General features: G+C 63.6%; 19 protein-coding genes. 4 read left to right on the top strand and 15 right to left on the bottom strand.

What is annotated here, in order from left to right:
• Positions 1–536: 536 nt before the first annotated feature.
• The 8 genes from VNH11_17975 to VNH11_18010 all read right to left on the bottom strand — a co-directional run bounded on the left by VNH11_17975 (position 537) and on the right by VNH11_18010 (position 6,874).
• Complete coding sequence (locus VNH11_17975) at positions 537–1,445, bottom strand: hypothetical protein (GenBank protein HVA48259.1); 909 nt, start codon at positions 1,443–1,445, stop codon at positions 537–539.
• Positions 1,442–2,035: a hypothetical protein gene (locus VNH11_17980; protein ID HVA48260.1), complete on the bottom strand. Its 594-nt coding sequence runs from the start codon at positions 2,033–2,035 to the stop codon at positions 1,442–1,444. The genes VNH11_17975 and VNH11_17980 overlap by 4 nt, the downstream gene beginning before the upstream one ends.
• 139 nt (positions 2,036–2,174) lie before the next feature.
• Positions 2,175–2,621: a hypothetical protein gene (locus VNH11_17985; protein HVA48261.1), complete on the bottom strand. Its 447-nt coding sequence runs from the start codon at positions 2,619–2,621 to the stop codon at positions 2,175–2,177.
• Positions 2,618–3,361 (bottom strand): SsrA-binding protein, encoded by a 744-nt coding sequence (locus tag VNH11_17990; GenBank protein ID HVA48262.1) that lies wholly within the window; start codon positions 3,359–3,361, stop codon positions 2,618–2,620. Before VNH11_17990 ends, VNH11_17985 begins: the two co-directional genes overlap by 4 nt.
• 76 nt (positions 3,362–3,437) lie before the next feature.
• Entirely contained in the window at positions 3,438–4,547 is a 1,110-nt protein-coding gene (locus VNH11_17995; protein HVA48263.1) for an ABC transporter permease, read from the bottom strand.
• 4 nt (positions 4,548–4,551) lie between these two features.
• Entirely contained in the window at positions 4,552–5,688 is a 1,137-nt protein-coding gene (locus VNH11_18000; protein ID HVA48264.1) for an ABC transporter permease, read from the bottom strand.
• 17 nt (positions 5,689–5,705) lie between these two features.
• Complete coding sequence (locus tag VNH11_18005) at positions 5,706–6,569, bottom strand: HEAT repeat domain-containing protein (GenBank protein HVA48265.1); 864 nt, start codon at positions 6,567–6,569, stop codon at positions 5,706–5,708.
• A gap of 11 nt (positions 6,570–6,580) precedes the next feature.
• Complete coding sequence (locus tag VNH11_18010; protein HVA48266.1) at positions 6,581–6,874, bottom strand: hypothetical protein; 294 nt, start codon at positions 6,872–6,874, stop codon at positions 6,581–6,583.
• A 229-nt stretch (positions 6,875–7,103) separates the two neighbouring features.
• On the opposite strand from VNH11_18010, the gene VNH11_18015 reads away from it, so the two are divergent.
• Together VNH11_18015 and VNH11_18020 are read left to right on the top strand one after the other, a co-directional pair.
• On the top strand, positions 7,104–7,478 hold the full coding sequence (locus VNH11_18015; GenBank protein ID HVA48267.1) for a RusA family crossover junction endodeoxyribonuclease: 375 nt from the start codon (positions 7,104–7,106) through the stop codon (positions 7,476–7,478).
• 10 nt (positions 7,479–7,488) lie between these two features.
• Positions 7,489–8,142, top strand: coding sequence for a hypothetical protein (locus VNH11_18020; GenBank protein HVA48268.1), 654 nt, complete (start codon positions 7,489–7,491; stop codon positions 8,140–8,142).
• Here the strand turns inward: VNH11_18020 and VNH11_18025 are convergent.
• The 3 genes from VNH11_18025 to VNH11_18035 form a co-directional block, all read right to left on the bottom strand.
• Positions 8,139–9,251 carry an MraY family glycosyltransferase gene (locus VNH11_18025; GenBank protein HVA48269.1) on the bottom strand — a complete coding sequence of 371 codons (1,113 nt, stop codon included), beginning with the start codon at positions 9,249–9,251 and terminating at the stop codon, positions 8,139–8,141. The two genes, VNH11_18020 and VNH11_18025, sit on opposite strands and share 4 nt — an antisense overlap.
• The gene (locus tag VNH11_18030; GenBank protein ID HVA48270.1) at positions 9,248–9,796 is read right to left on the bottom strand and encodes a DUF4416 family protein; all 549 of its coding nucleotides are present in this window, start codon (positions 9,794–9,796) and stop codon (positions 9,248–9,250) included. Before VNH11_18030 ends, VNH11_18025 begins: the two co-directional genes overlap by 4 nt.
• Positions 9,797–9,941: 145 nt before the next feature.
• Positions 9,942–14,363 (bottom strand): PVC-type heme-binding CxxCH protein, encoded by a 4,422-nt coding sequence (locus VNH11_18035; protein HVA48271.1) that lies wholly within the window; start codon positions 14,361–14,363, stop codon positions 9,942–9,944.
• 1,103 nt (positions 14,364–15,466) lie between these two features.
• Between VNH11_18035 and VNH11_18040 the strand changes: the two genes are divergently transcribed.
• Positions 15,467–15,970: a helix-turn-helix domain-containing protein gene (locus VNH11_18040; protein ID HVA48272.1), complete on the top strand. Its 504-nt coding sequence runs from the start codon at positions 15,467–15,469 to the stop codon at positions 15,968–15,970.
• A 211-nt stretch (positions 15,971–16,181) separates the two neighbouring features.
• Here VNH11_18040 and VNH11_18045 read toward each other — a convergent pair whose 3' ends face one another.
• The 3 genes from VNH11_18045 to VNH11_18055 all read right to left on the bottom strand — a co-directional run bounded on the left by VNH11_18045 (position 16,182) and on the right by VNH11_18055 (position 20,528).
• Complete coding sequence (locus VNH11_18045; GenBank protein HVA48273.1) at positions 16,182–18,377, bottom strand: BatA domain-containing protein; 2,196 nt, start codon at positions 18,375–18,377, stop codon at positions 16,182–16,184.
• Between the two features lie 174 nt (positions 18,378–18,551).
• The gene (locus VNH11_18050; GenBank protein ID HVA48274.1) at positions 18,552–19,574 is read right to left on the bottom strand and encodes a ThiF family adenylyltransferase; all 1,023 of its coding nucleotides are present in this window, start codon (positions 19,572–19,574) and stop codon (positions 18,552–18,554) included.
• 57 nt (positions 19,575–19,631) lie between these two features.
• Positions 19,632–20,528, bottom strand: a complete 897-nt coding sequence (locus VNH11_18055; protein HVA48275.1) for a hypothetical protein — start codon at positions 20,526–20,528, stop codon at positions 19,632–19,634.
• Positions 20,529–20,626: 98 nt separating this feature from the next.
• On the opposite strand from VNH11_18055, the gene VNH11_18060 reads away from it, so the two are divergent.
• The gene (locus VNH11_18060) at positions 20,627–21,622 is read left to right on the top strand and encodes an SgcJ/EcaC family oxidoreductase (protein ID HVA48276.1); all 996 of its coding nucleotides are present in this window, start codon (positions 20,627–20,629) and stop codon (positions 21,620–21,622) included.
• A 16-nt stretch (positions 21,623–21,638) separates the two neighbouring features.
• Here VNH11_18060 and VNH11_18065 read toward each other — a convergent pair whose 3' ends face one another.
• Positions 21,639–21,926, bottom strand: coding sequence for a hypothetical protein (locus tag VNH11_18065; GenBank protein HVA48277.1), 288 nt, complete (start codon positions 21,924–21,926; stop codon positions 21,639–21,641).
• Between the last annotated feature and the right edge of the window lie 10 nt (positions 21,927–21,936).

Here is a 21,936-nt window from a genome sequence, read left to right on the forward strand (position 1 = left end):
CCATGAACCTTTGAACTACGAAAGCATGCTCGCCTTTCGCCGAGTGTCCCGCCTTCTGCCCAAAGATGTTCCGATCATTCTCGAAACGCCCGTCGCGGCGGCGAGAATCGAGAAAGAGCTCGAAAAGGTCGGCTGGCTGATTGAGTGACACTACAGTTCGCGACCGCCCGAACAGTTCCCGACCGCCCGAAGCGAATCGCTGGATGACGTCTGAAGATGACGGCTTCGTGGAGGCCGCTCTTGCGCTGACGCTTGCGCATCCGCTCGATGGATTCGAGCCGAAAACCGAAGTGCCCGAAGATCGAGGCGAGAATCTCGTCGCTCGGCGGCCCGATCAAGCCCAGCTCTTCCGCCACGCTGCTCATTTCCCTCGTTGTCCTGGTATAGAGGTGCGGCCATACTTCGCGTCGCTGGTTGGAGTAGCGGAGCAACTGGCAGGTCCGGGTGGCCCTCGATCCATTGCCAACCCATTGCCGCGAGCTGCCGGCCGAAGGGCTTTTCGACGACCTCAGATTCCCTATCAATGACGCTCGTTGTCATTCCCAGGCTGGTACGCTCAGCAAGACGTACCGAGGTTTGCCGCTGCCGACCTGAGTCGCCATCACCGAAATCTCTGTGGGCTGGTGCAGATGGCGGTTGATCGAGTCGGGATCGGCCACCCCTGGACCGACCTTGCCGCGAATCACTTCGCTCTCGGCGGAGAGCCTGAACTCAAACCGCCGCGATTCCGGCAGCACGCCGAGAAACTCGCCGTGCAGCGTCTTTCGCTCCTCTCGCAGGTTTTCGCGGCTCAATCGCGCCACGGCGCGGCGGACCTCGCCGACATCGCGAAAGCGTGAGGCCCGCTCGTTAAACTCCAGCGCGCAAACGGCTTCGTTCGAGGCAAGCAGCTCCAGGAATTCGCGGACCGCCGCAACGGCACGCGGATCAGCCGCCGACGCGGAATCGGCCAGGTCGTCGTCGCTGCCTCGCGTACCTTCCAACAAGCCCCGAACGATTTCAAGAGCTTGGCCCGCTGGGTTCTCGTCGCCGAAATCGAGCACATTGGGGCGATACTCCTCGAACTCGAAGCCGAACGATCCGACAGCAGTGCTCGTGATCAACAATTGGCTGTCGGCACGATTGGGGACCGGCCCCATGGCGGCCAACGGCGCCGCAAGACCGGCGGCGACCTTGGCCACCGCGTCGGCAAATCGGTTGGCCGCCTGGCTGCCAAAGTCGGCGAAAATCCCTCGGCAGTCGAGCACCGGCCGACCGCCAAACGTGAGCACCGCCCGCGCGGGTCCGCGCCGCGGCGCCCCGCCCGCGGCGAGCCGCTCGTCAACTTCCTCCAAACGGGCCTCCAAGCCGGACCGATCGAGCACGTTCTCGCGCGGAATACCGGCCAGCATGCGCCGCAGGGCGGTCTGTTCGCTACGAAGCTGATTGTGTTCCTGAATGTTCATGGCGTAGCTCCCGTCGGCGGGGCCGCACTCAGATAGGCGGCCGCCGTGCCGTCTTCCACGAAGGCCAAATCAATTGTCAAGTAGCCCTTCCACCGCGCGTCGCGCCGGTGCGACCACATGCTGTACCAATAGGTGCTTCTTTCAATAAGCCGGTCCGCAGCCGTCGCCAGGTCCACCAGATAGGCATCCATATTATAGACATTTTTGAACGCCAGGCGTTCATCCTTCGTGCGCGGAAAAAGGCCCGGATTTCGGGCTTGGATTTCAAGCTGCGTGGCCCCGGCGGGCAGGTGAAAAAAGGTCACCACGTCCAGGTCATTTGGGGCGCGGTCTTCCAGTAGCTCGATGTTCTCCAAAAAGCTGCCGTCGAGCCACTGGAATCCGCGCGTCAATCCCACCGCGTGCAATCGACTTCGATACCGCAGCAATCCGTCGAGAATGGCATGCCGCTGGGGCGATGTGTTGAACCGCAGCACCACCTCCGACAGAGAAACGAAGTACGGCGACCGCTCCGAGCTTGCCGGTCGTGTCGCGTCGATCGGCGGCAGAATGCCGGTTGCTGTCCACGGCGGTATGGCGACTCGCGACATCACGCGCCCCCCGTTTCAATTTTCGCGGATACACGCATGCGGCCGCTCAGCAGATCGGCCATCAGGCCAGGCGACCGGTCGGCTTGAGCGACACAAATGTGACGCGGATGCCGGCAACCGATGACCTCCTGAACGTTGCTCACCCGATGCCCTCCGCCAAGCGCACCGCGAGGTGCTTTCGCGCGCGTACCCGACGCAGGCAGGCGCAATGCAGCAGGCAAACTAGCAGGTTGGGCGGTGAATGCAAGCGGGCGCGAGGCTTGCGTGGCAACATCCGTCGGCTTCCATATCGCTTGCCGTTGCGCGTCACCTGTTCGCCGCCGGCGGTCTCAGGCACCGATTCACCGAGCGCCTTGACCTCCACCACGGCCCGCAGGTTGCCCGACTTGGCCTTGGCGAGGCCGAAATCGGGTCGCCCCGAGCCGGTGTCGGCCAGTTCCGCGGTCGCGCGGACGGCCGGATCAAGCTCCGCCCCGACGGCATTGAGCAGATTTTCCAGGGCCGCGCGGTAGGAAAGTTCCGGCGTGCCTCTTCTGCTCGCGCGGATTTCGAACAGGCGGTCGAGATAGGCGGCAACCGGTTTCACGTGGCGGCCTCCGGAGCAGGCTTGAGAAACTTGACGTAGGCCAACATGCCCATGCGGTCGACGGTAAAACGCACGAACGCCGGGTCGCGCTTCTGGAGCGTTTTGAGCAACTCCGCTCCCGGCGTAAGGGCGAGCAAGACCAGGCTGCGCGTGAGCGGCGAGTAAGTCCCTTTCCTGATCAGCTCCAGCGACGTGCCGAGATAGGGATATCGCCGCCAACTGGCCTCTGCCAATTTGCCGGTGCGCGATGGAAGCCTCGCGTCGGCCAGGCAGACGTCCTGGATTTCCAAACGTACCGGTGCGCCGTTCGCCGGTTCGAGCACCGCATTACCCAAGTCGTGATACGAGCGGTGCGTAAGCCGGTTTGTCACGTACTCGCGCGTTTGAGCGTCGAGCGGGGACGAGACGACGACTCGTTTCGTGACACACTCGATGAGGCGTTTGCCGAGCGTTTCCAAGTTGCTGGTTTCGGTCTTGTTGACCAAGGCGCAAAGCGGCTTCAAATAGCCGAGCCGTTGCATGGTTCGGTTGGCCGAATCAAGCACGCGAATGCGTTTGGCCATGGTGAAGTCTGCTACCCCTCGCTTCCGCCGCAAGGCCCGGGCGATGTCGCGTTGGACCGAGGCTTTCTTGATCCTCTCGCGCTTGTCGTGCAGTTTGCGGCCGCGGCAAATGCCCCTGAGCAGCTTCACGCGGCCCTGTTTGAAGTACATCTTCAGGGGCACCAGCGTGAGACCCAGTTCGACCGTTGCGCGACCGTGTCGGAGAGTTCAGCCCGGTCTGGGAATTGCCGGGAAAGTAAGGATCTCATAGGGCCTATTCCATCCGCCGCCGAAAGAGCAGCGTGGCGGCTGAGAGCGTCACCGTCGCAATCACGGCCATCGGCCAGATGTAGGCCAGGGCGACCGCGGCGGGCATGTCTTTCAGAAACACGCCCTTCACCACCACCATGAAGTAACGGATTGGATTGGCGTAGCTGACGTATTGCAGCCAGTCGGGCATGTTCTCGATCGGGCTGGCAAATCCGGAAAGCAGCATGGCCGGCACCATGAACACGAACCCTCCCAGAATCGCCTGCTGCTGCGTCTTGGCCAGGGCCGAGATGAACAACCCCACACCGATCACCGCGAACAAGTAGACGACCATGGCGGCATAGAGCAACGCGAGTGAGCCGTGCAGCGGCACGCGGAAGGCCAGCACACCCACCAAGATCATGCCCGACGCTTCGGCCACGCCGACCAAGAGCGCCGGCGCCGTCTTGCCGATAATGATCTCCGTGGGGCTGAGCGGCGAGACGAGAAGCTGCTCGAAGGTGCCCAGCTCGCGCTCGCGGGCCACGGAAAGCGCCGTCACCACCACGCCCATCAACGTCGTGAGAATGGCCACCAGGCTGGGGACCGAGTGCCAGGTGCTCATCAGGTTGGGATTGAACCAGGTGCGGGCCACTACGACGCTGGCCGGCCGCGGAGTGCGCCGCCGCCGCGGAAGCTCGGCACTGTAAGCCTCGACGATCGCCGCCGAGTATCCGGCCACGAGTTGGGAAGCGTTCGAGCGCCGGCCGTCGAGCACAAGCTGCACCTTGGCCGGGCGGTTTGCCCACACCTCGCGCGAGAAGTCGGGCGGAATGTGCAGCACCATCAGCGCCTGCCGCGAGTCGATCACCTGGGCCATTTCCTCGTCGGACTTCAGATAGTCGATGCGGCTAAAGGTGGGGGCCCCTTCGAAGCGCGCAATCAGGTCGCGCGAGGCCGTGCCAGGATCGCGGTTGAGCACCGCCATCCGCACGTTCTTGGCTTCCTCGGTGGCGGCGAAGCTGAAGATCAGCATCTGGAACAGCGGCGGCACGATCAGGATCACCCGGCTCTTGCGGTCGCGCCACAGGGCCAGCAGCTCTTTGATTACCAGTGACGTCACGCGGTCGATCATGGCGTCACTCCAATCGCAGGCGTGTGGCCCGCATCAACAAGACGAACAGCACCGCTGCGAACGCCGCCAAGGCCAGCGTGTTGGGTACGAGCACGTCCGGCACGTCGCCCGCCAGAAAGAGCGTTTGCAGTGAGGGAACAAAATAACGGGCAGGCAAGATGTAGGTCAGGGCGCGAATCGGCAGCGGCATGCTGTCGATCTCGAAGATGAAGCCCGACAGCTCGAACGCCGGCAAAAAGGCCGCGATCAAGGCCGCCTGGCTGGCGGCGAACTGATTGCGGCTCACCGTCGAAATGAAGAGCCCCAACGGCAACATGGCCAGCAAGAAGGCCGCCGAAACGATCACCAAGGCAAGCACCGATCCGCGAAAGGGAACGTCGAACAGGATTACAGCCGCGGTGGCGGCCAGGCCCATCGCGGCCATGCCCAATGCAAAATAAGGCAGCAACTTGCCGAGCAGAAACTCCGCGCGGCTGATCGGCGTGGCCATCAGGGCTTCCATTGTGCCCCGCTCCCACTCGCGGGCCACGACCAGTGCCGTGAGCAGCGTGCCGATCAGGCTCATGATGATGGCCATCGAGCCGGGCACCAGGAAATTCTGGCTTCGCAGCTCCGGGTTGAACCAATACCGCGGCTCGACGCTGATCCGCGGAGTGATGGCCCGCGCGGCCAGCCCGACGCGCGAGAGCCTCTCTTCGGCGACCCAGGTGCTCCACACTCCTTGCACATAATAGGCCACCAGGCCGGCCGTGTTGGGTTCGCTGCCATCGACGATCGCCTGCACCGGCGCGGTCGCGCCGCCTCCCATGCGGTCGCCAAAATCGGACGCCAGCACCACAACCCCTTTCAGCCGTCCGGCAACCAGGTCGTTTTGGAACTGCCGCCGCGTGCGGGCAAGGTGAACGTGAAAGTAGGGCGAATTGCGAAATGCGGAGACGAGGCTTTCGGCCTCCGGCGTCGGTTGCTCGACGACCAGGCCGATTTCGACGCGCCGCAGGTCGAGCGACACGCCGTAGCCGAACAGAAACAGCAGGACCAGCGGCAACAGGCCGGCGATCAGGTAGCTGCTCGGATCGCGCACGATCTGCAGCGATTCTTTACGCACCAGTCCGGCCACGCGACGCAAACGGCCCCCATGCATGGTCGATTCCAAAACCATCACTCACCGGCTTGTAGATGCGCCAGGGCCGTGCGCGCCGAGTCGCGTACCACGCTATTCGTATCGCGTGTCGCGGCACTGAGGTCAGCGAGCGCTATTTCGGCTTCGGAGCCGAACTTTTCAATCGCACCAATGGCATAAATTCGCACGTTCGCTTCAGGATCCCCCCTAAGCAACTTGGCCAGGGCCGGCAGCGACAATTTCGGCAACGATCGCTGACAACCGAGAGACCTTGCCGCCCTCCAACGGACGTCCTTGTCAGAATCGGCCAGCGCCTTGATTAATGCCGGCACGGCGCGGTCGGCATACTTCTTGAAATACTCCAGCGCCATGGCGGCCCCAAAGCGCGTGTCAACTTCTTCCGCAGAAAGTGCCGCAATGAGTGGCGCTACGGACTTTTCCCCGATTTCACTCAAGGCAAGTGCCGCAAAAGTCGTCCTCCGGCCCAAGCGCAGTGCCAAAGGTCCAGACAACGACGTTGCCCGGCGTGCCGGTGCTAGCCGCTCAATGAGCGCCGGGATAGCGGGACTTGCCCTATCGCCGAGAATGCGAAGCGCGGACAGCGACTGCGAAAGCGCCTGGTAATCATCCATTTGTTCGGCCATCTCTTCGGTAAGATGCGGCGGCACTTGGAATCGTTTGATTAGCAAGGGCAGTGCGTCCGCACCTATCGCCCGGATTGCCTCGGTCGCCAGACGATCCTTCTCCATGTCGGGATATCGCCCGTACGCCAAGTCTTCGAGCCACGAATTGAGCGTCCTGCCCTGATAGACTGGCTCGGCAGCGTTCAGCGTCACGGACCACATCAGCATCGTCGAAACGGCGGCGAAACATGTCGAGAGTCGGGCGGTTTCAAACATCATCAGCTCCTGACCTACGGATTTCTGGGGAAACGCGGATGCAACAAGTCCTCGAGAACCTCGTGGGCCGGCCGGTTTTCAAATTCAGCAAGTTTATGAATTGCTTCGACGGTTCTTTCCGCGTAATCGTCGAGCCGTTCATGCACCGGCACGATTAATTGCCGCAGTGAATCGCGTGGGTTTTGGTAGACTGTGATTCTCCCCTCAATGTCGACGACGTGCTGCCATCCAAGGCGCTCCGCATAGCCTCGGACCGCTCGCGGCGACACCAGACGCACGGTCTCCAACGGCAAGCCCTTTAGCAGCACGGCAACTACCTCGAGAGGGTTCAGGATACTGCGCAAGTGGCGAAAACCAAAGTCTGCCTGCTGAGTGTGCCGAGTGCCCGAGTGCTGCACGAGCTAGACGCGATGCCCAGGCGATGGTAGCGTAAAAGGGAGGTCGCTTCGCTTTCGCGGCCATTGTCGCTCAACGTTGACGGCCAAGGCAAGGGTCGCGAGCATGCCGCTTCTCGAGTTTACCGTCCCTGGACCTCCCGTGTCGCATCAATCGAGAAACAAGGCGGCCTTGGCCCTTTGGAAGGCGGCCGTTCGCACGGAGGCTGCCAGGCGATGGGGTGCAAACCGGCCGCTCATGGGCAAGCTGAAGTGTACGATCATTTACTTTCACGAAGACGACTGGCCTTCACTCGACGACGATAATATGGTCAAACCGGTCCGCGACGCCTTGAACGGCCTGGTCTACGAGGATGACCGCCAGATCACTTACTCCGAGACGGTACAATATCCCATTGAGGCGCCGATTATGATTCGACGTGGGTCGGCGGTTTTGCTGGCAGCGTCTTCCGTGGGCGACGCATTCGTCTATGTCCGCATCGAAGACGCCCCGCAGGTTTTGCAAATTCCCGGATAAGGAGGAAACGATGGTCAGCCACGACAGTCTCGCCCAGGTCGTCAACGAGTATCAGGATGAAGGCTATCAGGTCATCGTCGCTCCGGACCCGAGCCAACTGCCCGCATTCGTTTCCGGGTTTCCCGTAGATTTGCTCGCGTCCAGAGGCGGTGAGCATGTCATCGTGGAAGTCAAGCGCAATCAACGTGCGCTGCAACAGGACCCGCGGATCCAAGAGCGGGCACAGGTTGTCAACTCGCAGCCGAATTGGAGGTTTGATCTGGTCGTGCTCGAGCGTCAAAACTTCCTCGAAAAGTTCGCCGACGACGCGCGACAACCGTCCGTGGACGAGATTGTGGAAATGCTGAACCGTGCGGAATCGACGGCGCGTGCCGGCGATCTCAATGCGGGCTACCTGCTCGCTTGGGCCGGGCTGGAGGCGGCAATGAGGCGGGCGGTTAGCGACGCCAACCGGTACGGCCGGATCGCCCCGCTGGGCTTGTTGGGCAATTTGTATTCCAACGGCATTCTGTCGCGCGAGGAATACGATGACTTGAAGCGGGCATACGCGATTCGCACCCAGTTGGCGCATGGCCTGGTGCCGACGGCGGCGAATGGCGTCCCGATCGACCGGCTGATTGCAACTGCCCGCAACCTGTTGACGGTGGGAAATGCCCGAAGCTAACCGTCGCCGTTTCGTTTTCTCCCCGTCATCTCCAACACGCAAATCACCGTGATCGTCGAGAGCACTTGCAGCACGACGACGACGGCACCGACGGCGTCGACCTGGTGCAGCAGCAATCCGGCCAGGCCGCAGGTAGCCGTGGTCAGGTAGATGGTAAGCACGGCTTGGCCTTTGGTCATGCCCAGCTCCACGAGTCGGTGCGAAAAATGGTTCTTGTCGCCTTCGAAGGGGCTTCGGCCCTGACGCAGACGGATGATGACCACCGTGATCGTGTCGTAGAGCGGCACCGCCAGGATGCACAACGGCGCCAGAATGGTGTGCGGCGGCAGGTTGCCGCCGGTGAATGTGGCCATGCTCGTGGCCGTGGCCAGGCAGTATCCGACCAGGTAACTGCCGGCGTCGCCCATGAACAGCCGCGCCGGCGGACGATTGTGCCACAAAAAGCCGACGAGCGAGCCGGCCAGCACCAGCAGAAACCCGGCCACGAAAAGCTGCGGCGCCCGCGTCACAGGGTCGGGCGTGGTCAGCAGCACGATCACCAGCATCGCCGCCGCGATGGCCGCCACGCCCGCCGACAGGCCGTCCATATTGTCGAGCATGTTGAATGAGTTGATCAGCCCCACGATCCAGAGCACGCTCAGCGGCATCGTGATCCACGCGTGATCGAGGATATAGAGCGACAGCCGCCATCCTTCCCACCGCCAAACCAATGCCGACGCCACCGCCGTTTGCACGGCCAGCCGCCACCGCCAATCCAGCCCGCGGCGATCGTCGATCAGCCCTAACACCACCAGCACAGCTCCTCCCGCCAGCAGAAACCAGAGCTTCGGCGCCTGACTCAGCAAGCCGGGCACATGCGTCGCGATGAACGGCGGCAATGGCAAACGGCCGGACACCAGCAGCAAGGCCAGATAACCGCAGGCCAGCGGCGCGACGATGCCCGTGAACACCGCCAGTCCGCCGCCCAGCGGAGTGGCCACGCTGTGGACCTTGCGATGGCCTGGGCGGTCGACCAGCCCCCAGCGCGGCGCCCAGCGGCGCACCAGATAGGCCACGGCCAGCGACACAAGCAGGCTTGGCAACGATGCCCCCAGAATCAGCCAGGTCACGCGCGTCGGGCCTCCCGAATGCGGCGCTGCCAGTCGTCACGCAATCGCAAAAAGAAGTCCTGAAAATCGGGCCGGCGATAGTCGGGGTAGGTCCAATCGCGATGCTGCCAGCGCCCGTCGCGAAAGTAGAGCGTCACCTCGCCGTAGATGCCCTCGCCCAAATACAGTCGGTGCGAATGGTCTTTGGTCGAAGCCAGCACCAGCTTGGCCACCGTCAAGTAGCCGGGGTCGAGATTCAACGGCCGCGGCTCCGCGTGCCGGGCGAGCCGGGCGTATTCCTGCTCCCAGTCGCCCGTCTCAAGCTTGATCTGCGGCAGCCGGGCAGGGTCGATCGGCCGCTCGAATGCCAAAAACTGCTTCAGCAGGCCCTCCCCCATCGTGGATCGGTAGTAATCGGTCTCGGTGAAGGCGAAGGCTTGGCTGCGGTCGGCGATGGGACTCCAGGCCCGGCTGCTGCGATCGGCCGCCCAGTCGAGGGCCTCCGGATAGCGGCTGACAACGGCCATGATCAGCAAAACCGGCGGTTGCGTGGTGGCTCGGCCCATGATGATTTATGATCGTAACTTGCTAGGCTGAAACAAGATCACGCAACGGAAAGCAATTTCGGGCTTGCGGCAAGGGGCGGCTTGCTTTACGAATACGCAATCCCTTGCCTGCCACAGGCCAGCGGCGCGAGTCGCCGCCGTCGCATCAAAAACTTTCGACCGTCACGGCCATCACCACCGGGGCGGTGTGGTCGGGGCCTTTGACCAGCTCGATCCGCTCGATCGCGTCGCGGCGGGCGGGGTGGATGGCGAAGTAGCGGATTTGTTGGTTGCGGAGCATGAAGGCCAGCTTCGACTTGGGCACCTCGAAGCGGCCGATGTAGTCGGCAAAGTGCTCGCCGTTGCGCAGCGCGTGCTCCTCCGTTTCGCCGTCGGCGTAGTGCAGCCGCACGATCAACGACACGCTGCCGCCCTTCAGCTCGCCCTGCGCTCCCCAGCCGCTCACGCCGCTGAGGAAATGGACCGCCTTGGCCGGCGCGTTGTACACCAGGCTCACCGACTTGGGCATCGTCGGCGGGAACTTGCCGGTGGGGCCATAAAGCATCACGGCGTTCGGCACGCGGTCGCCCTGCGGGTCGACAAGCTGGAAGGGCACGCCCTCGAACGTCTTCGGCGACCAGTCCGGGAAAATCAGCCGCTCGGCGCCGGCCTCCTTGCTGTAGAACATGCCCTGCGTGCTGACGATCGTCGCCACGCGGCCCAGATCGAGCGGCATGAATTGCCCGCGTTGCGTGAGAAACTCCAGCAGATTGACGATCGCCTCCGGCGGCACCTGCTTCTCAAACCCTTCGGGCATGAGCGACTTCGTCGAAGCCACGAGTTCCTCGATGTTCTCGCGGAGCACGGGGTGCCGCTTGGCTTCGGCGTCGATGAGCTCGATGGCGGTCTTCGTTTCGCCGGCCAACAGGCCGTTGAGCACGCGGCCGTCGTCGGTGAGCACGGTGTAGACGCGATAGTTGCCTTCGACGTTGCGGCTGGGGTCGATGATGTGCGTGAGCAGCTCGGCCTTGGGATGCACGGCCATGCCGGTCAGGTCGGGGCCGATGCGGTTCCCTTCGCCGCTGTGCGTATGGCACTTCAGGCACTGCTGCTTGAACACCTCTTTGCCGGCCGCGGCATCGCCGCTCTTCTTGGCCAGCGGCAAAAGCTCGTCGAGCACCTTCTGGCGGTCGGGACTCGGCAATCCTTTGTCGCGGGCGAGTACCTCCTTGGCCCGCTTGGCGATCTCGCGATCGGGATGCGCGGCGAGCGCCTGTTTCTGATCGAGCGTCAGGTCGGCCAACTGCAACTTGCCCTCGGCCAGCCCGTCGAGAAACGCGCGCGTCAACGTCGGCCGGCCGAGCAGTACGCGGACCGCCGATCTTTTGGCCGCCGGGGTGAGCACGCCGAACTTTTCGACTAGCGCCGTGCCGACGTCCTTCGATTCGCTTTGCGCCAGGGCATCGATCAAACCGGCGGAAACGTCGGGCGGAGTGCGCGGCGAGACGATGAGTTCCACCAGCGGTCCGATCACGTCCGATTGGCCGCCGCGGAAGTCGACAAGCTGCCGGGCGGCCGCAATGCGTTTGTCTTCGCCGAGTTTTTCGTCTCCCACGGCCGCCGTGAGCGATTGGGCGATTTCGTCGGCGTACTTCTGGAATGTCTCGTTGCCCCAAGCGGTAACGAGCTTGACGAGCTGACCCTGCGGGCCGGTGGCAAGCCGCGGCAAGATGTTGGCCAGGGCCTTCTCGGCCTCCGCGCTGAGGGCGACTTTTTGGTTTTTCGGCCATCCTTTGGCCAGCCCGGCGATGATCGTCTCGGCCAATCGCGGATCGGCGCGGTCGAGCGTCACCAGCAGCGAGTTCACAGAATCGGTCGGCCCACCGCGGGCATAGTGCTCGGCGACGATGGACACCGCCCTTCTGTAGGGAACGCCCTCCGTGGCGTTCCGCGGGGTGGACGCACCGCCTGGTCCCGGAACGCCACGGAGGGCGTTCCCTACAGAAGCGGGAGGCATCGTCGTCGTGGCCACCTCCGCGAGAAACGCCCGATCGTGCCTGGCCGCGGCGGCCGTGGCGGCGTCGGGCAACCATTTGTCGAAGAGGTTCTCTGGCCGGAAAAGCATGGCGGCAATCGCCCGACCGGCTTTCGTGCTGGCCGGCATCTCCGATAGCGCCAACAGGGCCGCCAGCCGCACCTGAGCGTCGTCGTCGGCAAGCACGCCGCACGCCAAGATTGCGTCGAGCGATTCTCGGCTTGGCGGCAGCACCGCCACAGCGTTTCGCCGCACGCCGGCCGATGCGTGTCGCATCGCGCCCACCGTCGCAGCCAGTGCGTCCGAATTCACACCGCCAAGAACTCCCAAGCCCTGCAACGTCCACAAAGCATGAATGGCCGCGGTGTTCAGGCCAAGCTCGTCCACATCGGGATCTTTCACCAGGTCGAGCAACTGCGGCACCACGTCTTGCTCGCCCCGTTCGACCAGCAGCCGCTGGGCATGCCGTCGCCAGAACAGGTTCGAGTGCCGCAACGTCTCGACCAGTTCGCCGGCCGTCGCGTCGGCAAGCGAAAACGGCCGATGCCGCGGGGCCGCCGAGTAGACAACCCGATAGATGCGGCCGTGCCGCTTGTCGCGCAGCTCGGTCTCGTAGGCGCCGCCCTTGCCGGTCTTAAACCCGGCGGGCGTCGGATTGTGCTGCACGATGTAGTTGTACCAGTCGATCACCCACACGTGCCCGTCAGGCCCGACCTCCGCCATGATCGGCGCGCTCCACTCGTCGTCGCTCCCCAGCAGGTTGAACGGATTGGTGGAGTGGAAACCGGCGCCGTCGGGCATCAGGGCAAAGGTGCCCACGAGGTGCCCGGTGCCGTCCGTGACAAAGGCCGTGCGGTTCCAATAGTTTTGCGGATACTCGCGGGCCGTGTAGAGCGCGTGGCCGGCGGCCGCGGTGTAGCCGCCGTGCTGATCGACCTGGCGGATTTTTTCCGTCGGCGGGTGGAAGAGATAGGTGTCGGCGATGCCGTTCAACTGGCCGGCCGACCAGCCGCGCACGCCTTCATAGTAGCGGTTGGCGACCGGCAGATATTCGCTCGGATTGCGGTTGGCCGTCGAGCCGAACACCGTCCCCTCTTCGCTGAAACCGATGCCCCAGGTATTGTTGTTCGTCGAGCGCAGAAACTCCAGCTTCGAGCCGTCGGGCCTCAAGCGATAAAAGCCCTGGCCGAAGCGGTGGTGCTCGCCGCCCACCTCGCCGTAGAAGCCCGAATAGCCGACCATGCCCCAAATCCAGTTGTCGAAGCCGTATTGCAGATTGCTCGGCCCGGCGTGCGTGTCGCGCGTGTTCCAGCCGGTGAACAGTACTTGCCGCACGTCGGCCTTGTCGTCGCCGTCGGTGTCTTTGAGAAACAGCGTGTCGGGCGCCTGCTGCACGATCACGCCGCCGCGAGCGAAAGTAAGGCTGGTGGGAATGCTCAGCTTGTCGGCGAAGACGGTAAACTTGTCTGCCCGACCGTCGCCGTCGGTGTCTTCACAAATCTTGATGCGGTCGCGGCCCTCGCCTTCGGGCTTGAGTTCGTTGGGATAGTCGTAGGTCTCGGCGATCCACAGCCGGCCGCGCTCGTCCCAATTCATGGCGATCGGCTTGACGATGTCCGGTTCGGCCGCGAACAGCCGCACCTCGAAGCCGACCGGCGTCGTGAAGTGTTTCATCGACTCCTCCGGACCGAGCGGTTTCTGCATCTTGGTGATCGGCTCGCCCATCGTGCCCCACTTCTCGCTGGGCGGATAGTAGGGGACGTTGGCTTCGACGTATTCGAACGGCTTTACGTCGTTTCGCCGGGCGGTCATTTCGGGCACGGTCAGCGGCGGATAGGGGGCGACTTGCTCAGGGTCGCGGCCGACGGCCCAGCGGATGCCGCGCTCCATCAGGTTCTGAAAGCCCGGATGTCCCCAGGTGCGTTCGTCGTGTCCCCAGGCGGTGTAGAAGACGCGGCCTTTGCCGTGCGTGCGAATCCACGTCCACGGCTCGCGGCCTTCGGCATCGACGCGATAGGAGAGCACTTCGCGGTCCTTGGTATTGTGCAAATGATGCACGTAACTTTCGTCCCAGCTCCCGAAGCCGCCATAACCTTTGAACAGCGGATGATCGGGCCGGGCGACCACTTCGCTGAACACGCCCGTCCCATGACGCTCGAACTGTGCGCCGATCAACTCCACGATCTTGGCCGAGTTGCGAAAGCAATAGGAGGCGCAGTGCAGCGGCACAAAGCCGTGTCCGGCGGCGACGTAGTCGATGAGGGCCCGCTCCTGTTCCGGCTCGATGCGGTCGATGTTGGCATAGAGCAGCAGAGCGTCGTAGTTTGCCAGCGTGCCGGCCTTGAGATCGCCGACATTCTCGGTGTACGCAAGGTCGATCCCGCGTCGAGCGAGCACCGGCTCGATTTGGCGGAAGCGGTCGGCCGGGCGGTGGTGCCCTTGGTCGCCGAGAAACAGCACTTTGATTCGCGGCGACTCACCCGCCCGAGCAAGCGGGCCGATTGTCAACGACGCAAAGAGGGTAACGAAAAGGGAAAGTAAGCGTGAGGTCATGATGTACTCCGGGCGTTCGACAGGAGATTTCGATTATAGCTTTCGCAAAACGGTTCCGCATCCGTGGCGACCGCCTCGGTCTCGCATTTGCTTGCGGAAAACAACGGCCCTCAGCGTGCGCTGCGTGTTGCAACGTGTTTCCGCATGGCCAGTTGCAGGCACGCGCCAACGCATCACGAGTCTAGCGCCGAACCGGCTTGTGATGCTCCGTTCGCCTTCCACGGTCTTTGCAAATTTGCAAAGACCGAAAAACGTGCTGGATTTCGTTACTATCCCCTCACACGAGTGGCATCGATAGCCGTGCCGTGATTTAAGCACCGCGACTGGCCCGGCGGGAAGCACTGCGATGGTCGGCGGGCAAGGGCCTGCTGCCCGTGGGTGCAAATTTGCACCCGTGGGAAAAAGACGGCGATTTGCTTGTCTCGTACCTCATCAGAACGGGCGCCGCTTCGGCTGCGGAAGCTCCCCTGTGGGCGGATGCCAGTCGCCGCGCCAACCCCTTGAGTTTCCGCGCAAACTGGCTTGGGAGGTGCTTTTTTGGCGGACGTCCGCTCGACGGCTTTTGCAAATTTGCAAAAGCCGCGAAACGCGAGGGATTTGGGCATTCCGTACTCCATCCGTGGGGAACCGTCGCCGGGGCTTCCCTGAAGCGGAACCGGAACCATCGAACCGTCGCCGTTGATTGCGGACCGCAGTCCAGGTGTTAAACTAAAAAGGGTGCGGTTTCTTGCCGTACTGCCACACACAATAGCGGACGGCCGAGGACGTGCGGCGCAACAGGGCGGCGATTATCCACGCGGAGCCCAACAGCGACGCGGCCCACACGACGAGCAAACCGATGGCCTGAAATCCGCGGTCGCCGAAGACGGCGACGAGTGTTGAATCATGCTGGATAAAGGCGGCGGCGGATGACGCTGGCGGTGAAGGTGGAGGGGCTGACGGTCAACCAAGTCGCCGAGAGGTTCGGAGTCAGCACGACGACCGTTCACAATGCCTGCGTGAAGGATTTCGCCGCTTACGAGGCGCTGCTTGAGCCGCGTGGCAAGAAGCGGTCGGAGCAACACCGGCGGATTGCGATGGCGGTGCGAAAGGAGGTTCTTACCGTGACGGCGGCGGCCGAGAAGTTTCATGTCGCGACGAACCACGTAAGAATGGCCTGCGCCGAACATGGCGCCCAACCGCGCGTAGCGCAGCCCACATCCAATGTCAGGATGCTCCAAATCGTGGCGGACATTGCGCGAGGCAAGTCGAGAAAGCAGATCTGCGACGAGCGGTGCTTGAGCCGCGAACGCGTCCGTCAGATCAAGGACAAAGCGGAAGCCGCCGGAAGCATCAAGTCGCATTTCGCGGCAGCTCTCCGCCGCTGCCGCAAGGCCAACGGACTCACGCAAGCCGACGCGGCGGCGATCGCCGGGATCGGCCAGACACACTGGTCCGCTTACGAGTCGGGCTCATCGACGAACCCCAGTTTGGATCACATCATCGCGATGGCCGCCGCGCTCGGCGTCAAGGTCAGCGAATTGCTGGACAGCCCGCCGGCGCCTGATGCCACCGCGATGCTTCGCCACGAACGGGAAATCGACCCGAAACGGAATCAAAACGCCTAAAGGCGGCATTCTCAAGCATCGCGATGGAGTCACCGTTGCATCGAGCGAGAATCGCATCCTCAAGCCCCTCTCGAACGGCACAATCTGTGCAGCTCCGGCCTGCGCACACGTGCCGCTCGCCTGTTTCGTTGCTGGCCGCGAAAAGTACAGCGATTTTCCATCCGCAACCGGTTGCGGATGGAAATGCAGGATTCTTGAGCAGTCAAAAACCTTACGCCGCCCGCCGTCCCAGCCAGCTTGCCAGGCCGGTCTCGACCAGCAGCAAGGCTAAAGCGGCGTAGAGCAGCCAATGGTGCAGGGCATATTGCCGCACGATGGCCGAACTTGGCTCCTCGGCGGCAACCCGGCCGTCGAACGCTTCGAAATCGACGCCGGGCCAAACGTCGTCGCGCAGGTCATCGAGAGTGATGCGCGTTAAATCGCTCTCCGCCGTATCGACGTTGGCCGCATACAGCTCGTGCTTCGCCAACGGCGGGACAAAATCAACGCCGTACATGCCGCTGCGGTCGACGCCCTCGAAGGTCCAATGGCTCGCACCGTCGTCGGCCACCGCCCGCACCGCCTGCGGCTCTCCCACGGGCGGCTCGATGGTGACCAACAGTTCGCCGCCGCCGGCGATCGTGCCTGAAAGCGTCTGGCCGACCTTCAGACTACGTTCTTCAAGCCGGCCCCGCACGGCCGCGGCCACGAGTTCCTGCACGACGGGCACATAACTCGGCCACATGGGCCAGCCGGTCCAGGACGCGTCGGCAGTCGTCGCCACCACGATCGAGCGGCCCGCGCCGACGCGACGCTCCACAATCGCGGCATCCCCGGTCGTGAACGCCAGCGCCACCTTGGACGGTTCTTCCGGCTGCAGCTTGATGTATTGATAGGTGGGCGTGGTGAGCAGGCCCGCCCGGTCGCGCCCGCGGAAGGGGGCCACGATCGGATGCTGGTAGCCGAGCGCGTTGAAAAGATACGGCTCGTCGCGATTCAAGGGCGCCGGCTGGCCCAGCTTCGCCGCTAGCAACTGGACGCCGTCGTCCTCGGCCGCCAATTGCTGATTGTAATTCTCCGGCCGCACCTGATCGCCCAGAAACACGACCAACCCGCCGCCGCCGCGCACGTAGGCGTCGAGGAGGCGCGCTTCGCCCGCCGTAAACTGGGCCACGTTGCAAAGGAACACGCAATCGTATTGATCGATATCGGTTTCCAGCAATGCCCGCTCCGTCATGACTTCGGGCTGGATGACCGAGCGCTCGTCGGTCGGCCCGTTGGGCGCCAGCGCCACCACCAAATAATCGGTGGCCCCCTGAAAATCGCCGCCCGCCGGCTTGCCGTTGATGCACAGCACCCGCAGATGACTGACGACGGGCAGTGCCAGCCAACGATGGTTGTCGACATCCAACGAGTCGCCCGCCGCGCGGATCTCGACCGTGTGGTCGCCCGGCGTATCGAAGCGGTAGTTGAGCGCCGTCGTCGCCGAACCGTTGGCCGGCAGATCGACGCGCGACTCGCCCGCGCGGCGGCCATCGACGAACAGCTCGACGGGCTGGCGGGGCCGCTGCTGACGCCCGAAGTTGTGCAGATCGGCTTCCAGCGGAGTGTCGCGGGCCAGTGCGGCGTACGGCTCCAGCGGCCGCAGCCCGGTGACGGCGATGTTTTCCGCGCCGTCTTGCCCCAGGTCGGCCACCACCAGCGTTGCCGACGCCGCCAATCGCTCGCTACGGGCGCGAAAGTCGGATACAGCGGTCGCCCCGCGCAGGTCGGGCATCCACGTGTTGCGGCCCAGATCGGTGAGGAAATAGACTTCGTCGTGGGCCAGCCGCGGGTATTCGCGATGGGCCGCCGTCAGCACCTGCTCGACCTTCGCCAGCGTGCCCGGCAGATCGGCATCGGCATCGAGTACGCGCACGTTTTGGAGTTCTTCGAGAAAATCCTGCCGCTCGAAGACCGGCGTGCCGACGACGACACGCGGCGGAGACGCCAGCAGCAAGAGCGTAAAGCCATCGCCCTGGCTGCTGTCGTCGACGATTCGCTTGGCCAGCTCGCGGGCGCGGTCGAAGCGGCTCTTGTCGTTGTTGACGTACGCCATCGAATAGGACGCATCGAGCACCAGCACTTTGTGCGTGCGTCCGCCCGACATGAGCTTCAGCCCGGCCTGCGTGAAATAAGGCTCGGCCAGCGCCAACACGACCAGGACCACCAGCAGCGTGCGCACGGCCAGCAGCAGCCACTGCTCGATGCGAATTCGGCGGGCGTTTTTGCGGACGGCGGCCAGCAGATATTGCATCGCGGCCCATTGCGTCTCGCGATAGCGCCGCCGCGAAAGCAGATGGATGATCAACGGCGCCGCCGCGGCCGCCAACCACGCCAGCATGGCGGGATGGTTGAAGAAGGCCAGGAGCAGGAAGGGCGGCGGCATGGAGGGTTCAGGGTTCAGGATGCGGGATGCGGGATGCGGGATGCGGGATGTGACGATTTTGGATTTTGGATTGCGGATTTTGGATTCAAGTCTTGGGGCTTTGGTCTTCTGCTCCACGCCTCGCTTCCAATTGCGAATTTGCAATTTGCAATTTCCCCTGAACCCCGAACCCTCTCACGCTCCAATATACTTGGCATAGACGCTCCGGGCGGTGGCGATGTCGTCCGTGCCGCCGATGATGGCGCGGCCATCAGGAAAGATGGTTAGCGTGAAGCCGCCGACCTCCAACCGCAATAGAAAAGGATTCCGTGTGAGACGACCGACGCCCGACAGCTTTTGAGCCAGCGCATCGAGCGAGACGGCGGCGCGGCCGGGCTGAGCGAGCTGCACGGCGTTGCGGCCACAGAGCACGGCGGTGTGCGAGCCGCGCTCGCCCGACAACCACTCGAACTTTCGCCGCACGCAAGTGGGGCAATCGGACCCTTCGCGCAGGCCGCGGGCCTTCATCGCCAGAAAGCGGTTCTCCCACAGGTCGATCACCAGCAGCGACCGCTGCACCGCCTCTCGCCGTCCGGCAAGAATTTTGATGGCCTCGGTGGCCTGAATCGACGCGATCACGTTGACGATCGGGCCGAGAATGCCCGCCGTATCGCACGTTTCCGTGGTTCCCGGCGGCGGCGCTTCGGTGATCAGGCAGCGGAGGCAAGGCGTTTCGCCGGGCAGAATCGTCATGGTCTGGCCCCCCGCCCCGATCGACCCACCGTAGACCCAGGGGATGCCCAGCTTGACCGCCGCGTCGTTGATCAGAAAGCGGGTCTCGAAGTTGTCGGTGCCGTCGACCAGGCAATCGACGCCTTCCAACAATCGCTCGATGTTCGTCGCGTCCACATCAGCCACGATCGGCTCGATTTCGATTTCGGAATTGATCCTGCGCAGCTTGTTTGCGGCGGCGATCGCCTTGGGCAAGTTCGCCGCCACGTCGTCTTCATCGAACAAGACTTGCCGTTGCAAATTGCTCGTCTCGACAAAATCGCGATCGACGATCCGCAGCTTGCCGACGCCCGCCCGTGCCAGCGTGTTGGCCAGCACGCTGCCCAGCGCTCCGCAGCCGCAGACCAGCACCCGGCTGGCCAGCAGGCGACGTTGCCCGTCGTCGCCCAGTGGGGCAAAGCGGATTTGGCGGGAGTAACGGTCCATGCGCAATTTTGGATTTTGGATTTTGGATTTTGGATTGCCAAGCGAACAACGATCAATCTACACAACGTAGCCCGTGAAGTCGCCTCGGCCGGCCAGGTCGCGCTGCAAACCGTCGCACTCGCGACGGACATCGGCCAGATCGTCGCCCCAGTCGGCGGCGCGCTGAGCGACGACGGGCACATGGATCTTGTTCGCCTGGGCGGCGATCGCATCGGCCGAGGCGCCTTCGCAGATCACAACGTCGGCCCACGGACTTGGCGCGAAATCGGCCTCGGGGCCGCAGCGTTCCGCCAAGAGCAGATTGCGGGCCGTGCTGCGCGTGCTGGCTTCCAACAATTGGCCGGAGGCGAGCACCGCGCCGGCCACCGCCGGCCAACATGCCAATCGTCGCAACTCGTTGTCAACCTGCTCGCGGCATTCAGTCATGTCTGCGATCAGAACCACGCCAAGCCGGCTGGCATCGCGGCAAAGCTCGTCGCCCGGTTGTTCGACGAGCATGGCCAGGTCGTTGGCTCTCCATTCGGCGATCGGCCGCTCGGCCACTTCGCGAACATCCGCGGCCCGCACCACCCACGGCCGCCTTTCCCACACCAGCCGCCGCTGGCGAACGCCCAGCGGCCGAATGCCGAAGCTTCGCGTAACGGCGGCCAGTAATTCCCCGCCGCATCGCAGCTCGATTTCCGCCGCATAAAGAAACGGCAGTTCTTGCGACCAAAAGCACGGATCGGGCACGATCGCCTCGGTCAGCAACGGCGACGGTCCCGGAGCGGCGGGTGGTCGCCGTGGGGCGAAGGGGATGGTCGCCCGCAGCGTCTGCGAGTATTCACACGTCGGTCCAACGACGCGACCGATCAAGGCGCAGCCCGGCGGCAAATCCGTGTCGGCCAGCCGCGCGTAGACCCGCGCCTCGGCATGGTTGGCGTCGCCAAAAAAAATGTCCAAGTCTGAGAGCATCTTCGCCAGTCTTGTATCCCACTCTCGTTATCGTACACTACCAAACACAGCCGCGGGAATCCGCAATTCGCCGAAAGGGCACCTCAAGGTACGCCGATATGAAAACGACGCCGTTTCTCTGTTTGTTGTATGGTGCCCTGTTGGCCGGGGCCGCCGCGGCTGCCGATAAGCCGCAGACCAAACCGACGCCGTCCAAACCGGCGGCGCCAAGCACCGCCGCCCGCCAACCCGCCCCCAGCCGGGCCGACGACGAAAAGACGTTGCGAACGCTGGCGGCCGATTTTGTCAAAGCATTCAACGAACAAGACGCCAAAGCCATCGCCGCGCAGTTCGCCCCACAGGCGGAAATGGTCGACTTGGAGGGCAACGTCGTGCAGGGACGCGAAGCCATCGAAAAGTCGTATGCCGAGCACTTCGAAGAGCCGTTGCTGACCATCGCCGTCGAAATCGAATCACTGCGGTTCGTCGGCGACAACCTGGCCATCGAAGACGGGCAGCTCGTGCTGACCAGCGAAGACCACGATCTGACGCTTCGCACCCGATACAGCACGGTCCACGTCCGCGAAGGCGGCCGCTGGCTGGTGGCCAGCTCGCGCGACGTGGTCAACCCCAACGATCGCGTGCCGCCGCACGAGCACCTGGAGCAGCTCGCGTGGCTGGTCGGCGATTGGGTCGAGGAAGGAGGCGACTCGATCGTCGCCACTTCCTGCCGCTGGGACGAGAACAAGAACTTCCTGCTCAGCGAATACACGGTCCAGGTGGCCGGCCAAATTACGATGAGCGGCACGCAGCGCATCGGCTGGGACCCGCTCACCCGGCAGATCAAGACCTGGACCTTCGACGGCGACGGCGGATATGGCGAAGGTTTTTGGCACCGCGACGGCGACCGCTGGCTCGTCAAGCTCGAAGGCGTTTCGGCCGACGGCCGCGCCGGATCGGTGACGCAGATCCACACTCGCGTCAACGACCACACGCGCACCTGGCGGGCCGTCGATCGCATGCTTGGCGGCGAGCCGCTGGCCGACATCAACGAAATCACGGTGGTCCGCCGGGCGCCCAAACCCAAACAGCCGCCGGCCCAGAGCGGCAAATGAGATGCGGCCTTTGCCATCAGCCTAAACGGGCGGCAATTTCACCGACACGGAACCACAAAGATGACTCATGAACCCAAAACTCGATCGCCTTGACGTTGCTGCGATTCTTTGTGTTGCGTTGGCTTCCGGAACCGCCTTCGCCCACGGTGGCGGTGGAGGAGGATTTCACGGCGGTGGTGGCTTTCACGGTGGCGGCGCGGGAGGCTGGCACGGCGGTGGTGGAATCGCAGGCGGTGGATGGCACGGCGGTGGAATGCCGGGCGGCGGAATGCCGGGCGGCGGTCACGGGGGCGGCTTTGAACATTTCGGGGGTT

It is taken from the genome of Pirellulales bacterium, assembly GCA_035533075.1.
Lineage (GTDB): Bacteria > Planctomycetota > Planctomycetia > Pirellulales > JAICIG01 > DASSFG01.

Excerpts from the sequence above, each read along its gene's own strand:
- VNH11_17980 (HVA48260.1), bottom strand. The coding sequence starts at position 2,035 with ATGTCGCGAGTCGCCATACCGCCGTGGACAGCAACCGGCATTCTGCCG.
- VNH11_18000 (HVA48264.1), bottom strand. The coding sequence starts at position 5,688 with ATGCATGGGGGCCGTTTGCGTCGCGTGGCCGGACTGGTGCGTAAAGAA.
- VNH11_18030 (HVA48270.1), bottom strand. The coding sequence starts at position 9,796 with ATGGGCCGAGCCACCACGCAACCGCCGGTTTTGCTGATCATGGCCGTT.
- VNH11_17975 (HVA48259.1), bottom strand. The coding sequence starts at position 1,445 with ATGAACATTCAGGAACACAATCAGCTTCGTAGCGAACAGACCGCCCTG.
- VNH11_18050 (HVA48274.1), bottom strand. The coding sequence starts at position 19,574 with ATGGACCGTTACTCCCGCCAAATCCGCTTTGCCCCACTGGGCGACGAC.
- VNH11_18060 (HVA48276.1), top strand. The coding sequence starts at position 20,627 with ATGAAAACGACGCCGTTTCTCTGTTTGTTGTATGGTGCCCTGTTGGCC.
- VNH11_18065 (HVA48277.1), bottom strand. The coding sequence starts at position 21,926 with ATGTTCAAAGCCGCCCCCGTGACCGCCGCCCGGCATTCCGCCGCCCGG.
- VNH11_18020 (HVA48268.1), top strand. The coding sequence starts at position 7,489 with ATGGTCAGCCACGACAGTCTCGCCCAGGTCGTCAACGAGTATCAGGAT.
- VNH11_18055 (HVA48275.1), bottom strand. The coding sequence starts at position 20,528 with ATGCTCTCAGACTTGGACATTTTTTTTGGCGACGCCAACCATGCCGAG.
- VNH11_18035 (HVA48271.1), bottom strand. The coding sequence starts at position 14,363 with ATGACCTCACGCTTACTTTCCCTTTTCGTTACCCTCTTTGCGTCGTTG.
- VNH11_18045 (HVA48273.1), bottom strand. The coding sequence starts at position 18,377 with ATGCCGCCGCCCTTCCTGCTCCTGGCCTTCTTCAACCATCCCGCCATG.
- VNH11_18005 (HVA48265.1), bottom strand. The coding sequence starts at position 6,569 with ATGATGTTTGAAACCGCCCGACTCTCGACATGTTTCGCCGCCGTTTCG.
- VNH11_17995 (HVA48263.1), bottom strand. The coding sequence starts at position 4,547 with ATGATCGACCGCGTGACGTCACTGGTAATCAAAGAGCTGCTGGCCCTG.